The sequence below is a fragment of the Azospirillum sp. ST 5-10 genome (assembly GCF_051225715.1).
GTDB lineage: Bacteria > Pseudomonadota > Alphaproteobacteria > Azospirillales > Azospirillaceae > Azospirillum.
Genome location: NZ_JBPJSP010000016.1, coordinates 41,240 through 55,054 on the forward strand (window position 1 = coordinate 41,240; position 13,815 = coordinate 55,054).

Consider the following 13,815-nt stretch of genomic DNA (forward strand, 5'->3'; position numbering starts at 1 on the left):
ACGGCGCCGGACAATCGGCGACCTAACCAACGTCAAGGACCGGGACAACCGGCGCTGCCATCACTGGCGCAATCGTTCGTGCAAGGGGGAAACAACCATGAAGCGTTCCGCGTCGCTGCTCTCCGCGTCCCTGGTCCTGGCGGTCGCCGGCCTGTCGGCCGGCCCGGCGCTGGCCGGCGAGGACCCGCCGCCGATGACCGACCAGGAGTTCGCCCAGGCCAAGGAGATCTACTTCCAGCGTTGCGCCGGCTGCCACGGCGTGCTGCGCAAGGGCGCCACCGGAAAGCCGCTGACCACCGACATCACCCGCGAGCGCGGGCTGGAATCGCTGAAGCTGTTCATCGAGATGGGCTCCCCGGCGGGCATGCCGAACTGGGGCACCTCGGGCGAGCTGTCGCCCGAGCAGATCGACCTGATGGCCCGCTACATCATGCACGAGCCGCCGCAGCCGCCGGAATGGGGCATGGCCGAGATGAAGGGGAGCTGGAACGTCCTGGTGCCGGTCGACCAGCGCCCGGCCAAGCCGATGAATTCCCTCGACCTCGACAACCTGTTCTCGGTCACCCTGCGCGACAGCGGCGAGATCGCGCTGATCGACGGCGGCACCAAGAAGATCGTCACGATCATCAAGACCGGCTACGCCGTCCACATCTCGCGCATGTCGGCCTCGGGCCGCTACCTCTTCGCCATCGGCCGGGACGGCAAGATCGACCTGATCGACCTGTGGATGGCCGAGCCGACCAAGGTCGCCGAGATCAAGATCGGCATCGAGGCCCGCTCGGTCGAGACCTCGAAGTACAAGGGCTTCGAGGACACGTACGCGATCGCCGGCTCCTATTGGCCGCCGCAGTACGTGATCATGGACGGCGACACGCTGGAGCCGATCAAGATCGTCTCGACCCGCGGCATGACCGTCGACACCCAGGAGTACCATCCCGAGCCGCGCGTGGCGTCGATCGTGGCGTCGCACCACAAGCCGGAGTTCGTCGTCAACGTGAAGGAGACCGGGCAGATCCTGATGGTGAACTACGAGGACGTGAACGCCCTGACGGTCACCACCATCGGCGCCGACCGCTTCCTGCACGACGGCGGCTTCGACAGCACCGGGCGCTATTTCCTGGTCGCCGCCAACGCCCGCCACAAGATCGCCGTGGTCGACACCAAGGAGGACAAGCTGGCGGCGCTGATCGAGACCCAGGGGCAGATCCCGCACCCCGGCCGCGGCGCCAACTTCGTCCATCCGAAGTACGGCCCGGTGTGGGCGACCAGCCATCTCGGCGACGAGAAGATCTCGCTGATCGGCACCGACCCGGAAAAGCACCCGGACCACGCCTGGAAGGTGGTCGAGACCGTCGACGGCCAGGGCGGCGGGTCGCTGTTCATCAAGACCCACCCGAAGTCGCGCAACCTGTGGGTCGACACCGCCCTCAACCCGGACGACGAGATCCATTCCTCGGTGGCGGTCTTCGACGTCCAGGCGCTCGACAAGGGCTACAAGGTCCTGAACATCGCCGAGATGGCCGGCATCAAGGACGGCGCGCGGCGCGTCGTGCAGCCCGAGTACAACAAGGACGGCAGCGAGGTCTGGTTCTCCGTCTGGAACGCCAAGGACAAGGAATCGGCGATCGTCGTCCTCGACGACAAGACGCTCACGCTGAAGGCGGTGATCAAGGACCCGAAGCTGATCACGCCGACCGGCAAGTTCAACGTCTACAACACCAAGACCGACACGTACTGACGTGCGTGTCGGGGATGTCCGGCGGCGGCCTTTCGGGTTCGGCCGCCGCCGGGCCTTCCCTCCTTCACTCCCACGCAACGCGCGCGAACGGAGGGACCGGATGACAATCGGACGGGTCTACCTGGTGGGCGCCGGCCCCGGCGATCCCGACCTGCTGACCGTCAAGGCGCGGCGGCTGGTCGAGCGGGCGCGCACCGTGCTCTACGACCGGCTGGTCGACGAGCGCGTGCTGGCCCTGCTGCCGCGCACCGCCGAGCGGGTCTTCGTCGGCAAGGCGCCGGGCCGCCATTCCCTGCCGCAGGAGGAGATCAACGCGCTGCTGGTGCGCCTGGCCCTGGCCGGGCGCACCGTGGTCCGCCTCAAGGGCGGCGACCCCTACGTGTTCGGCCGCGGCAGCGAGGAGGCGCTGGCGCTGTCGGCGGCCGGCGTGCCCTTCGAGGTGGTCCCCGGCGTCACCGCCGCCACCGGCTGCGGCGCCGCCGTCGGCATCCCGCTGACCCACCGCGGCCTCGCCAGCGGCGTGCGCTTCGTCACCGGCCACTGCCGCGACGACCGGGCGCTCGACCTCAACTGGGCGAGCCTGGCCGATCCCGACACCACGCTGGTCTTCTACATGGGGCTGGCCAGCCTGCCGGAGATCCGCCGCCGCCTCGTCGCCGCCGGCCTCGACCCGGCCACGCCGGCCGCCATCGTCGCCGCCGGCACCACCGAGCGGGAGACGGTCTGCCTCGGCACGCTCGCCGACCTGCCCGAACGCGCCGCCGTGGCGCCGCTCCCCGCCCCCTGCCTGATCGTCATCGGCCGCGTCGTGGCCCTGGCGCCCCACCTGGCGTGGCAAGGCGAGGCGGAGGACCTGAGGGAGGCGGTGGATGCGTGAGATCGCCAAGGTCGTCGCGTCGGACCCCCCTCCCAGCCTCCCCCCACTCCGCGGGGGGAGGAGCGAGCCCTCCCCCGCGCAGTGGGGGAGGGTTGGGTGGGGGACCGCCGCGACCCTTCTCCTTCTCCTCGCCGCCCCCGCCCTCGCCGACCCCGCACCGGGGCGGCAGCGGGAGCTGGACTACATGCTGCGCCAGGACTGCGGGTCGTGCCACGGCATGACCTTCAAGGGCGGGCTCGGCGCGCCGCTGCTGCCCGAGGCCCTGGCCGGCAAGGCGCCGGACGCGCTGGCGGCGGTGGTGCTGGACGGCATCCCCGGCACGCCGATGCCGCCGTGGCGCGGCCTGCTGTCGGCCGCGGACGCCCGCTGGATGGTCGAACGCCTGCAACGAGGACTGGACGATGATTGACCGCCGCTTCCTGCGGGCGCTCGCCGTCGCCGCGGCGGCGCTCGCCTCCACAGCGCTCGCCGGGGAGGCGCCGGCCCTGCGCGGCACCGGCGACCTCGGCATCGTCGTCGAGCGCGCCGCCGGCCGCGTCCTGGTGGTGGAGCACAGCCACCGCACCGTGCTGGGCGCGGTCGACGGGCTGGGCGACCTCAGCCACGCCTCGGCGGTGTTCTCGCGCGACGGGCGCTACGCCTACGTCTTCGGCCGCGACGGCGGCCTCACCAAGGTCGACCTGCTGACCCGCTCCGTCGCCGCCCGCACCGTGCAGGCCGGCAACAGCATCGGCGGCGCCATCTCCGAGGACGGCCGCCTCGTCGCCGTCGCCAACTACGAGCCGGGCGGCGTGCGGGTGTTCGACGCCGACACCCTGGCCCCCGTCGCCGACCTCCCCGCCACCTACGGCGACGGCGGCGCCCGCTCCAAGGTGGTCGGGCTGGAGGACGCGCCGGGCAACCGCTTCGTCTTCAGCCTCTACGACGCCGACGAGATCCGCCTCGCCGACCTCTCCGACCCCGCCCACCCCCGGGTCACCGCCTTCCCCGGCGTCGGCCGCCAGCCCTACGACGCGCTGGTCGGCACCGACGGGCGCCACTACATCGCCGGCCTGTTCGGCGAGGACGGGCTGGCCATGCTCGACCTCTGGCACCCGGAGACGGGCGTCACCCGCATCCTCGACGGCTACGGCCGCGGCGAGGCGCCGCTGCCGGTCTACAAGATGCCGCACCTGGAGGGCTGGGGCTTCGCCGGGGGCCGGGTGTTCCTGCCGGCCGTCGGCCGTCACGAGGTGCTGGTGGTGGACGGCGCCACCTGGCGGGAGGTCGGCCGCATCCCGGTCGCCGGCCAGCCCGTCTTCGTCATGGCGCGCCCCGACGGCCGCCAGGTCTGGGTCAACTTCGCCCTGCCCGACAACGGCAAGGTGCAGGTCATCGACGTCCCCTCGCTCGCCGTCCAGGCGACCCTGGAGCCCGGCCCCGGCGTCCTGCATCTCGAGTTCACCCCGCGCGGCGAGCAGGTCTGGGTGTCGGTGCGCGACCGCGACACGGTCAAGGTCTACGACACCGCCACCCTGCGCGAGGTCGCGGCACTCCCCGCCGACAAGCCCTCGGGCATCTTCTTCACCGGCCGCGCCAACCGGATCGGGCTCTAGCCATGGAAACTCCCGCCATGGACAGCCTCGACCGCCAGATCCTCGACCGCTTCCAGCGCGGCCTGCCGCTGGTGCCCCGCCCCTACGCCGCCATGGCCGAGGCGCTGGGCTGCGGCGAGGCCGAGCTGCTGGAGCGCCTCGCCCGCCTGCGGGCGTCCGGCATGGTGGCGCGGGTCGGCGCCACCTTCCGCCCCAACCGGGTGGGCGCCAGCACGCTGGCCGCCTTGGCGGTGCCGCCGGAACGCCTCGAGGCGGTGGCCGCGATCGTCAGCGGCTTCGACGAGGTCAACCACAACTACCAGCGCGACCACCGCCTGAACCTGTGGTTCGTGGTGACGGCCCATGACCGCGGGCACCTGCGGGCCGTGCTCGACGCCATCGCCGACGCCTGCGGCCTGGCGGTGCTCGACTTCCCGCTGGTCGACGGCTTCCACATCGATCTGGGATTCCCGCTATGGAGCACCTGACCGCGACCCGCGCCCTGCGCGGACCGCTGCTGGCGGCCCTGCGCGACGGCCTGCCCCTGGTGGAGCGGCCCTTCGCCGCCATCGCCGCCGATCTCGGCGCCGACGAGGAGGCGGTGATCGCCGGCATGGCGGCGCTGGCCGAGGACGGTGCGCTGGCGCGCTTCGGCGTCATCGTCGACCACCACGCGCTGGGCTACACCGCCAACGCCATGGTGGTGTGGGCGATCCCCGACGACACGATCGCCACGCTGGGCGCACGGATCGCCGCCTCCGGTCTGGTGTCGCTGTGCTACCGCCGCCGCCCGAGCCCGCCGCTGTGGCCCTACTCCCTCTACACCATGGTGCACGGCAAGGACCGCGACGAGGTGGCGCGGCGCGTCGCCGCCCTGGCCGAGGCCTGCGGCGTCGCCGCGGTGCCGCGCGAGATCCTCTTCACCGTGCGCCGCTTCAAGCAGACCGCCCCCTGTTACGGCAGCCGCCGGAGGACCCGATGCCGCTCGACGCCACCGACCGCGCCCTGATCGACCGCCTGCAGGACGGCATCCCCGTCGCCGGGCGCCCCTTCGCCGCCGTCGCCGCGGACCTCGGCCTCGCCGAGGACGAGGTGGTGGCGCGCCTGCGGGCCCATCTCGACGCCGGCCTGCTGACCCGCTTCGGCCCGCTCTACGACGCCGAGCGCCTGGGCGGCGGCCTGACCCTGGCGGCGCTCGCCGTCCCGGCGGAGGATTTCGAGCGGGTCGCCGCCATCGTCAACGGCTTCTCCGAGGTGGCGCACAACTACGCCCGCGACCACGCGCTGAACATGTGGTTCGTGGTCGCCACCGAGACGCCGGAGCGGGTCGCCGCCGTGCTGGCGGCCATCGCGGCGGCGACCGGGCTGACCGTCCACGATTTCCCGAAGCTGGCGGAATACCACCTGAACCTGAGGTTCCCGGCATGACCCGAGCGCCCCTGGACGACATCGACCGCCGGCTGGTGCTGGCGACCCAGGCCGGCCTGCCGGTCTGCGCCGAGCCCTACGCCGCCGTCGCCGCCGCCGTCGGCATCGCCCCGGCCGAGGCGATGGACCGCTTCGCCCGGCTGCTCGAGCGCGGCGTCGTCCGCCGCATCGCCGCCGTGCCCAACCATTACCGGCTGGGCTACGCCGCCAACGGCATGAGCGTTTGGGAGGTCGCCGAGGACCGCGTCGGCGAGGCCGGCGCCGTCCTGGCGGCGCTGCCCTGGGTCAGCCACTGCTACCGCCGCCCGGCGAAGGGGCCGCACTGGCCCTACACCCTGTTCGCCATGGTCCACGCCCGCAGCCGCGCCGAGGTCGAGGAGCGGGTGGCCGGGATGGCCGAACGGCTGGGCCCCCTCCAACGCAGCCACACCGTGCTCTACAGCACCCGCATCCTCAAGAAGACGGGCCTGCGCCTGTCCGCCTGAGAGAAGGATACCGTCATGTTCCGCCTCAGCCAGTTCATGCGCGCCCTGGTCGCCCCGCCCGACACGGCGGCCCCACGGGCGGCCCCGCGGCGTCCGCCGCCGCCGGCGACCGGGCCGGTGGTCATCTGGAACCTGGTGCGGCGCTGCAACCTCACCTGCCTGCACTGCTATTCCTTCTCGGCCGACCACGACTTCCCGGGCGAGCTCACCACCGACGAGGCGTTCCGCGTGCTCGACGACCTGCACGGTTGCGGCGTGCGCGTCCTCATCCTGTCCGGCGGCGAGCCGATGCTGCGCCGCGACCTGCCGGACGTCGCCCGGCGCGCCAAGGCGATGGGCTTCTACGTCGGGCTGTCGACCAACGGCACGCTGATCGACGAGCGGCGCGTCGCCGCGGTGGCGGAGGTGGGCTACGACTACGTCGGCATCAGCCTCGACGGGCTGGCCGCCACCCACGACCGCTTCCGCCGCCGCGCCGGCGCGTTCGACGAGGCGCTGCGCGGGGTGCGGCTGTGCCGCGACGCCGGCCTCAAGGTCGGCATCCGCCTGACCCTGACCGAGACGACGGCGCGCGACCTGCCCGGGCTGATCGCGCTGTCGGACGCGGAGCGGATCGACAAGTTCTACCTCTCCCACCTCAACTACGCCGGGCGCGGCGACGCCAACCGCCGCTCCGACGCGCTGAAGGCGACGACGCGCGACGCCATGGACCGCCTGTTCGAGGTGGCGCTGGCCGACGCCCGGGCCGGCCGCGCCCGCGCGATCGTCACCGGCAACAACGACGCCGACGGTGTCTATCTCCTGCACTGGGCGCGCCGCCGCTTCCCCGAGCGCGCGGCGCTGCTGGAGCGGATGCTGGCGCGCTGGGGCGGCAACGCGTCCGGCGTCGGCATCGCCAACATCGACACCCAGGGCAACGTCCATCCCGACACCATGTGGAACCACCACACGCTGGGCAACGTGCGCACCCGCTCCTTCGGCGCCATCTGGAGCGACCTCTCCGACCCGGTGCTGGCGGCCCTGAAGCGGCGTCCCCGTCCCGTCGGCGGCCGCTGCGCCACCTGCGCCCACGTCGCCATCTGCAACGGCAACACCCGGGTGCGGGCGGAGAAGACCACCGGCGACCCCTGGGCCGAGGACCCCGGCTGCTACCTCAGCGACGCCGAGATCGCCCCGGACGGACGGGAGGCGGCGGCGTGAGCGACGCGGTGCGGCAACAGGAGGACGCCTTCGCCGGCCTGCCCGGCCACCCCATGATGTGGATCCTCATCCTCAGCGAGCTGGCGGTGTTCGGCGCCGCCTTCGTGGGGTTCGCGGCGGCCCGGGCGCTCGATCCGGCAACCTTCGACACGGGGCAGATGCATCTCGACCGGCTGCTCGGCGGCCTCAACACCCTGGTGCTGGTGACCAGCGGCTACCTCGCCGCGCGCGGCGTGGCGGCGGCGCGGCGCGGCCGGCCGGCCGGGCGCTGGATGGTGGCGGCGTCGGCCGGCGGCACGGTGTTCCTGGCGGTCAAGGCGCTGGAGTACGCCGCCACCATCGCCGCCGGCTACGGCATCAACAGCGACAGCTTCTTCACCCTCTACTTCCTGCTGACCGGCTTCCACGCCCTGCACGTGGTGATGGGGATCGCCATCCTGCTGATCGTCGCGCGCCACGCCAGCGTGGAGAACCTGGAGACCGGCGCCGCCTTCTGGCACATGGTCGATCTGATCTGGGTGCTGCTCTACCCGCTGGTCTACCTGATCCGCTGAGGATGCGACCATGACCGACCGCCTGACCCGCGCCTGGGGCATCCTGCTGGCGCTCTGCCTGCTGACCCTGGCCCTCGGCCTCGCCGACCCCGCCGCCCCGCTGGGCCTCGCCGGCACGGCCGCCGTGCTGGCGACCACCGTGGTCAAGGGCCGGCAGATCCTGCTGGACTATCTGGAACTCCGCCACGCCGGCCGCGGCTGGCGGGTCGGGCTGACGCTGTACCTGCTGGCGGTGGCGGCGCTGATCCTGGGGGCCTACGCGGTGGCCGGGATGAGGTGAAACGGCGGCCCGACGAAGATGGACGCGCCAACCCCTGTCGGGCAGGCATTACTCCCGGCGGACGTACGGCTCTCCCGTGTCGACCCGTTCGCCGCACAGCCCGCAAACGCCTTGCTACCGTCGAGCGGAACGGCTGGCACTCCTCCTACCCCCACCCTCCCCACGGCTTCGCCGCGGGTCCCCTCCCTCCCCCGCTTCGCAGGGGAGGGCAAACCAAACTCCCTCCCCTGCGAAGCGGGGGAGGGTCGGGGTGGGGGCACAACGCGGTACGGACCGGATAGATAGGTGACAGGCTGGACCGGAGAGATGGGTAACGGGTGGCTTGTCGGCAGGAGGACCTGCCAATGCCCCGTCCGATCCCCTGAAAAGGGATTCTATACGACGAAAAATGGGGTCAGCGCTCGGGATTTCATGAATTCCGATTCCTTGGACGGCGTCATCGATCGTACCCGGGCGTCACCCCCGCCCCGCCAGCCGCTTCACCGCCGCGGCCAGCGCCTCCTGGGCGGCCAGCATCACCGCCTCGTCGTCGGCGCTCTCGGCCACCGCGCTCAGCCAGTCGGCCAGCTCCTCGTCGTCGGCGAAGCCGGCCAGCCGCTCGGCGAAGGCGGCCGGGGTCAGGCCGCGGCCGGGCGGCGGGGCGGGCGCGCGGCCCTCGCGGCGGTAGGCCTTGCGGCGCTCGCGCCGCAGCAGGGCGGCGTGGCCCAGCTCCTCCGCCGCCAGCCGCTCGGCCAGGACGCGCAGCTCGGCGTCGCCGGCGTGGGCGGCGACGTAGGCGAAGAAGGCGAAGGCCTGCTCCTCGTTGCGCACCGCCACCGAGAGCGCCTGGTACGGGGTGACCCGGGCGCGGCCCAGCAGCTCCTCCCACGACGCGGCGATGTCGGCGGGCAGCCGCCACGCCTGGGGCTCCGCCGCCGGGGCGGGGCGGCCGAGCCGCTCGGCCCAGCGGGCGACGCCGCCGGCGTGGTCGCGCTCCTCCTCGACCAACGCGCGGAAGACCGTCGCGGTGTCGGCGTTGCCGAGCCGCTCCATGAGCGCCGCCAGCTCGCCGTAACGGCGCACCGCGTCCTGCTCCAGCGCCAGCGCCGTGCCCAGCAGGGCGTCCACGGACGGAACGGCGCCGTCCGGCTCGTGGCGTAGGCGGGTCATCGCACGGCGCTCCTCTTCCACTCTTGCGACGATGATGGTCGGAAAAGTTCGCGGGCCGCTTGATCAATATCAAGAAGCCGACCGCCGCCCTGGGGCTTGATGCCCTCACCTTCGTCCCATCGAACCCCGGACCGCACGGTGATGATCGCAACCTTGGCGCGAATTGCGGCGCTCGTCCTTTGCCTCCTCGCCGGAGCGCAGAGCCCGGCGACGGCCGCCGAACCGCACCTCGCCCGCTTCCTCGCCGAGGTGAAGCCCGACGCGCTGTTCCCCGGCGCCGACCGCATCGGCCCGCTCCAGGCCGGGGTGCCGGTGGCGCCGGTCTACCGGGGCGACCGCCTGCTCGGCCATGCCTACCTGACGTCCGATTTCGTCAACACCACCGGCTACTCCGGCCGGCCCATCCACGTCGTGGTGGGCCTGACCCCGGACGGCACGGTGGCCGGGGCCAAGCTGGTCGACCACCACGAGCCGATCGTCCTGGTGGGCATCCCGCTGGAGCGGATCACCGCCTTCATCGACGGCTACGTCGGCCGCAACGTGCTGGCGCTGGCGTCGCAGAGCGCCGCCGCGCCGCCGGTGGACATCGTCTCCGGCGCCACCGTGACGGTGATGGTGATCGGCGATTCCATCGTCCGCTCCGGCAAGAAGGTGATGCAGGCGCTCGGCGCCGCCGCCGCCGAGGCCGCTCCGGCGGTGCGCCGCAGCCTGGCCGAAGTGGCGGGCGGGCAGCCGGGCACGGTGACGGACTGGGCGACCCTGGTGGGCGACGGCTCGGTGCGCCGGCTGGCGCTGACGGTCGGCGACGTCAACGCCGCCTTCGAGCGCACCGGCAAGGCCGAGGCGATCGCCCGGCCCGAGCCCGGCGCCGCCGACGAGCCCTTCATCGACCTCTACGCCGGCCTCGCCACCGTGCCGTCGATCGGCCGCAGCCTGCTCGGCGACGCCGAGTACGGGACCCTGCTGAAGCGCCTGAAGCCCGGCCAGCACGCCATCGTCGTCGCCGGCGACGGCCGCTACTCCTTCAAGGGGTCGGGCTACGTGCGCGGCGGCATCTTCGACCGCATCGAGCTGATCCAGAACGAGGCGAGCACCCGCTTCCGCGACCGCGGCCACAAGCGCCTGGGCGACGTCGCCGCCGCCGGCGCGCCGAAGTTCCCGGAGATCGGCCTGTTCGTCCTGCCCGAGGGCGCCGAGTTCGACCCGGCCGAGCCGTGGCGGCTGCAGCTCCTGGTGCAGCGCGCCACCGGGCCGATGGACAAGGCGTTCGTCACCTTCGACCTCGGCTACCAGTTGCCCGAGCGCTTCGTGCGGACCGAACGGCTGGCGCCCGCCCCGGCCGCCGCCGCCCCGGTCGTCGTCGCCCAGGCGGCCGAACCCGAGGCCGACGCCGCGGCCGAGCCGGCGGAGACGCCGCTGTGGCAGCGCATCTGGCAGAACCGGATCGTCGACGTCGCCATCCTCACGGCCGCCATCGCCCTGCTGACCGGCATCTTCTTCTTCCAGAACCTGCTGGTGAAGCGCCCCACCCTGTATGGGCGGGTGCGCCTCGGCTTCCTCGCCTTCACCCTGCTGTGGATCGGCTGGCACACGACCGCCCAGCTCTCCGTCGTCAACGTCTTCACCTTCGCGGGGGCGCTGCGCACCGGGTTCTCCTGGGACTATTTCCTGATGGACCCGCTGGTGTTCATCCTGTGGTTCGCGGTGGCGGCGTCGCTGCTGTTCTGGGGGCGCGGCGCCTTCTGCGGCTGGCTGTGCCCGTTCGGCGCGCTGCAGGAGCTGGCCAACAAGGCGGCCAAGGCCCTGAAGGTCCCGCAGGTCGCTGTGCCCTTCGGCCTGCACGAGCGGCTGTGGCCGATCAAGTACATGATCTTCCTGGTGCTGTTCGGTCTCTCGCTGTATTCGCTGGCGACCGCGGAGAAGGCGGCGGAGGTCGAGCCCTTCAAGACGGCGATCATCCTCCACTTCGTGCGGGACTGGTGGTTCGTCGCCTTCGCCGTCGCGCTGATCGCCGCCGGCCTGTTCATCGAGCGCTTCTTCTGCCGCTATCTCTGCCCGCTCGGCGCGGCGCTGGCGATCCCCGGCCGGCTGCGCATGTTCGACTGGCTGAACCGCTACCGCGAGTGCGGCAACCCGTGCCGGCGCTGCGCCAACGAATGCCCGGTCCAGGCCATCCACCCCGACGGCCGGATCAACCCCAACGAATGCATCCAGTGCCTGCACTGCCAGGTGCTCTACCACCACGACCACAAGTGCCCGGTGCTGATCCAGAAGCGCCTGAAGCGCGAGCGCAGCGGCACCGCCGCCCCGGCTCCCGCAGCCCCCGCCAAGGCGCGGGCGGCCGTCCTCACCACCGATCCGGCCACCGGCACCGTGACCGCGCGCCCGGCCGGCGCCTGACCCTTCCAGTAATCCCTCTCCTTCACGCGCAACGAGGAAAAACGACGATGTCGAACGAGAATGACAAGCCGGTTGCGATGAACCGCCGCGACCTCCTGGGCGGCACCGCCAAGGCGGCGGCGCTCGCCGGGCTGACCGGGGCGGTCGGCGGCGGGGCCGCCGTCTCGCTGGGCGGCGGCTCCCTGATCGGCGCCTCCGCGGCGCAGGCGGCGACCGCCTCGGGCGCCGGCAACTACGAGGTGAAGCCGGGCGATCTCGACGAGTACTACGCCTTCCACTCCGGCGGCCATTCGGGCGAGCTGCGCATCCTCGGCGTGCCGTCGATGCGCGAGCTGATGCGCATCCCCGTGTTCAACCGCTGCTCCGCCACCGGCTGGGGCCAGACCAACGAGAGCCGCAAGATCCTCACCGAGGGGCTGACCGAGGAGACCAAGGGATTCCTGGCGTCGCGCGGCGGCATCTACCTCAACGGCGACCTGCACCACCCGCACATGTCGTTCACCGACGGCACCTACGACGGCCGCTACATCTTCGTCAACGACAAGGCCAACACCCGGGTCGCGCGCATCCGCTGCGACATCATGAAGACCGACAAGATCATCGAGATCCCCAACGCCGCGGCGATCCACGGCCTGCGCCTGCAGAAGTTCCCGCGCACCGGCTACGTCTTCGCCAACGGCGAGCAGCGCGTGCCGACCCCCAACGACGGCCGCGACCTGAAGGACCCGAAGAAGTACAAGTCGCACTTCACCGCCGTCGACGGCGACACCATGGCGATCGCCTGGCAGGTGTGGGTCGACGGCAACCTCGACAACACCGACGCCGACTACCAGGGCAAGTACGCCTTCTCCACCTGCTACGATTCGGAGGAGGGCGTCACCGCCGCCGAGATGACCTCGGGCGAACAGGACTGGGTCGTCGTCTTCAACCTGAAGCGCATCGAGGAGGCGGTGAAGGCCGGCAAGGTCGAGATGGTCAACGGCGTCCCCGTCGTCGACGGCCGCCACGGCACGCCCTACACCCGCTACATCCCGGTGCCGGCCAACCCGCACGGCATCAACACCGCCCCCGACGGCATCCACGTCACCGTCAACGGCAAGCTGTCGCCCACCGTCACCGTGTTCGACGTGCGCCTGCTCGACGACCTGTTCGACGACAAGATCAAGCCGCGCGACGTCGTGGTGGCCGAGCCGGAGGTGGGCCTGGGCCCGCTGCACACCGCCTATGACGGGCGCGGCAACGCCTACACCACGCTGTTCCTCGACAGCCAGCTCGCCAAGTGGAACATCGACCTGGCGCGGCGCGCCTACAAGGGCGAGAAGGTGCAGCCGGTGCTGCAGAAGCTCGACGTCCACTACCAGCCCGGCCACAACCACACCTCCATGGGCGAGACCCGCGAGGCGGACGGCAAGTGGCTGATCTCGTTGAACAAGTTCTCCAAGGACCGGTTCCTCAACGTGGGTCCCCTGAAGCCGGAGAACGACCAGCTCATCGACATCTCCGGCGAGGAGATGAAGCTGGTGCACGACGGCCCGACCTTCGCCGAGCCGCACGACACCCTGATCGTCCACCGCTCCAAGGTGAACCCGAAGAGCGTCTACGACCGCAACGACCCGCTGTTCGAGGACGCCCGCCAGCAGGCCAAGAAGGACGGGGTGAGCCTGGAGGACGACGCCACGGTGGTCCGCGACGGCAACAAGGTGCGGGTCTACATGTGGCAGCGCGCCCCGGCCTTCGGCCTCGAGGACTTCACGGTGAAGCAGGGCGACGAGGTCACCCTCTACCTCACCAACATGGACGACGTCGACGACCTGACCCACGGCTTCGCGCTGACCAACCACGGCGTGAACATGCAGGTGGGGCCGCAGGAGACGGCGTCGGTGACCTTCACCGCCGACCGTGCGGGCGTGCACTGGTACTACTGCAGCTGGTTCTGCCACGCCCTGCACATGGAGATGGCCGGCCGCATGATCGTCGAGCCGCGCGCGGCGTAGGCGCGGACCCGGCCGCATCGGCCCCCCACCCAACCCTCCCCCACTGAGGCGGGGGAGGGCTTTCTCCTCCCCCCGCCTCAGTGGGGGGAGGTCGGGAGGGGGGACCGCTGCGACACCCTCCCTCGAACAGCAGTTC

At 71.9% G+C, this 13,815-nt stretch carries 14 protein-coding genes; 13 read left to right on the top strand and 1 reads right to left on the bottom strand.

Annotated elements, in window-relative coordinates:
• Positions 1-97 precede the first annotated feature (97 nt).
• The 11 genes from ACSBPG_RS18120 to ACSBPG_RS18170 all read left to right on the top strand — a co-directional run bounded on the left by ACSBPG_RS18120 (position 98) and on the right by ACSBPG_RS18170 (position 8,136).
• Complete coding sequence (locus ACSBPG_RS18120; RefSeq protein WP_435538599.1) at positions 98-1,738, top strand: cytochrome D1 domain-containing protein; 1,641 nt, start codon at positions 98-100, stop codon at positions 1,736-1,738.
• A gap of 100 nt (positions 1,739-1,838) precedes the next feature.
• Positions 1,839-2,615, top strand: coding sequence for a uroporphyrinogen-III C-methyltransferase (gene cobA / locus ACSBPG_RS18125; protein WP_435538600.1), 777 nt, complete (start codon positions 1,839-1,841; stop codon positions 2,613-2,615).
• Between the two features lie 184 nt (positions 2,616-2,799).
• Entirely contained in the window at positions 2,800-3,024 is a 225-nt protein-coding gene (locus ACSBPG_RS18130) for a c-type cytochrome (protein ID WP_435538601.1), read from the top strand.
• On the top strand, positions 3,017-4,210 hold the full coding sequence (locus ACSBPG_RS18135; RefSeq protein ID WP_435538602.1) for a cytochrome D1 domain-containing protein: 1,194 nt from the start codon (positions 3,017-3,019) through the stop codon (positions 4,208-4,210). The genes ACSBPG_RS18130 and ACSBPG_RS18135 overlap by 8 nt, the downstream gene beginning before the upstream one ends.
• Before the next feature lie 17 nt (positions 4,211-4,227).
• Complete coding sequence (locus tag ACSBPG_RS18140; protein ID WP_435538603.1) at positions 4,228-4,677, top strand: AsnC family transcriptional regulator; 450 nt, start codon at positions 4,228-4,230, stop codon at positions 4,675-4,677.
• On the top strand, positions 4,665-5,198 hold the full coding sequence (gene ahbB / locus ACSBPG_RS18145) for a siroheme decarboxylase subunit beta (RefSeq protein ID WP_435538604.1): 534 nt from the start codon (positions 4,665-4,667) through the stop codon (positions 5,196-5,198). Before ACSBPG_RS18140 ends, ahbB (ACSBPG_RS18145) begins: the two co-directional genes overlap by 13 nt.
• Positions 5,168-5,617 (top strand): Lrp/AsnC family transcriptional regulator, encoded by a 450-nt coding sequence (locus tag ACSBPG_RS18150; protein WP_435538605.1) that lies wholly within the window; start codon positions 5,168-5,170, stop codon positions 5,615-5,617. Before ahbB (ACSBPG_RS18145) ends, ACSBPG_RS18150 begins: the two co-directional genes overlap by 31 nt.
• Positions 5,614-6,102, top strand: coding sequence for a siroheme decarboxylase subunit beta (ahbB, locus tag ACSBPG_RS18155; protein WP_435538606.1), 489 nt, complete (start codon positions 5,614-5,616; stop codon positions 6,100-6,102). The genes ACSBPG_RS18150 and ahbB (ACSBPG_RS18155) overlap by 4 nt, the downstream gene beginning before the upstream one ends.
• Before the next feature lie 15 nt (positions 6,103-6,117).
• The gene (gene nirJ / locus ACSBPG_RS18160; RefSeq protein WP_435538607.1) at positions 6,118-7,302 is read left to right on the top strand and encodes a heme d1 biosynthesis radical SAM protein NirJ; all 1,185 of its coding nucleotides are present in this window, start codon (positions 6,118-6,120) and stop codon (positions 7,300-7,302) included.
• Positions 7,299-7,856 (top strand): cytochrome c oxidase subunit 3, encoded by a 558-nt coding sequence (locus tag ACSBPG_RS18165; protein ID WP_435538608.1) that lies wholly within the window; start codon positions 7,299-7,301, stop codon positions 7,854-7,856. The genes nirJ and ACSBPG_RS18165 overlap by 4 nt, the downstream gene beginning before the upstream one ends.
• 10 nt (positions 7,857-7,866) lie before the next feature.
• Complete coding sequence (locus tag ACSBPG_RS18170) at positions 7,867-8,136, top strand: cytochrome C oxidase subunit IV family protein (protein WP_435538609.1); 270 nt, start codon at positions 7,867-7,869, stop codon at positions 8,134-8,136.
• A gap of 456 nt (positions 8,137-8,592) precedes the next feature.
• Here the strand turns inward: ACSBPG_RS18170 and ACSBPG_RS18175 are convergent, their stop codons facing one another.
• Complete coding sequence (locus tag ACSBPG_RS18175; protein WP_435538610.1) at positions 8,593-9,285, bottom strand: ferritin-like domain-containing protein; 693 nt, start codon at positions 9,283-9,285, stop codon at positions 8,593-8,595.
• Positions 9,286-9,426: 141 nt separating this feature from the next.
• Here ACSBPG_RS18175 and ACSBPG_RS18180 point away from each other — a divergent pair, with 141 nt between their 5' ends.
• The gene (locus tag ACSBPG_RS18180) at positions 9,427-11,685 is read left to right on the top strand and encodes a 4Fe-4S binding protein (protein ID WP_435538611.1); all 2,259 of its coding nucleotides are present in this window, start codon (positions 9,427-9,429) and stop codon (positions 11,683-11,685) included.
• Between the two features lie 47 nt (positions 11,686-11,732).
• Positions 11,733-13,679 carry a TAT-dependent nitrous-oxide reductase gene (gene nosZ, locus ACSBPG_RS18185; RefSeq protein WP_435538612.1) on the top strand — a complete coding sequence of 649 codons (1,947 nt, stop codon included), beginning with the start codon at positions 11,733-11,735 and terminating at the stop codon, positions 13,677-13,679.
• The last annotated feature ends 136 nt before the right edge of the window (positions 13,680-13,815 follow it).

Coding starts and splice junctions, on each gene's coding strand:
- ACSBPG_RS18120 (WP_435538599.1), top strand. CDS start 98: ATGAAGCGTTCCGCGTCGCTGCTCTCCGCGTCCCTGGTCCTGGCGGTC.
- cobA (WP_435538600.1), top strand. CDS start 1,839: ATGACAATCGGACGGGTCTACCTGGTGGGCGCCGGCCCCGGCGATCCC.
- ACSBPG_RS18130 (WP_435538601.1), top strand. CDS start 2,800: ATGCTGCGCCAGGACTGCGGGTCGTGCCACGGCATGACCTTCAAGGGC.
- ACSBPG_RS18135 (WP_435538602.1), top strand. CDS start 3,017: ATGATTGACCGCCGCTTCCTGCGGGCGCTCGCCGTCGCCGCGGCGGCG.
- ACSBPG_RS18140 (WP_435538603.1), top strand. CDS start 4,228: ATGGACAGCCTCGACCGCCAGATCCTCGACCGCTTCCAGCGCGGCCTG.
- ahbB (WP_435538604.1), top strand. CDS start 4,665: ATGGAGCACCTGACCGCGACCCGCGCCCTGCGCGGACCGCTGCTGGCG.
- ACSBPG_RS18150 (WP_435538605.1), top strand. CDS start 5,168: ATGCCGCTCGACGCCACCGACCGCGCCCTGATCGACCGCCTGCAGGAC.
- ahbB (WP_435538606.1), top strand. CDS start 5,614: ATGACCCGAGCGCCCCTGGACGACATCGACCGCCGGCTGGTGCTGGCG.
- nirJ (WP_435538607.1), top strand. CDS start 6,118: ATGTTCCGCCTCAGCCAGTTCATGCGCGCCCTGGTCGCCCCGCCCGAC.
- ACSBPG_RS18170 (WP_435538609.1), top strand. CDS start 7,867: ATGACCGACCGCCTGACCCGCGCCTGGGGCATCCTGCTGGCGCTCTGC.
- ACSBPG_RS18175 (WP_435538610.1), bottom strand. CDS start 9,285: ATGACCCGCCTACGCCACGAGCCGGACGGCGCCGTTCCGTCCGTGGAC.
- ACSBPG_RS18180 (WP_435538611.1), top strand. CDS start 9,427: ATGATCGCAACCTTGGCGCGAATTGCGGCGCTCGTCCTTTGCCTCCTC.
- nosZ (WP_435538612.1), top strand. CDS start 11,733: ATGTCGAACGAGAATGACAAGCCGGTTGCGATGAACCGCCGCGACCTC.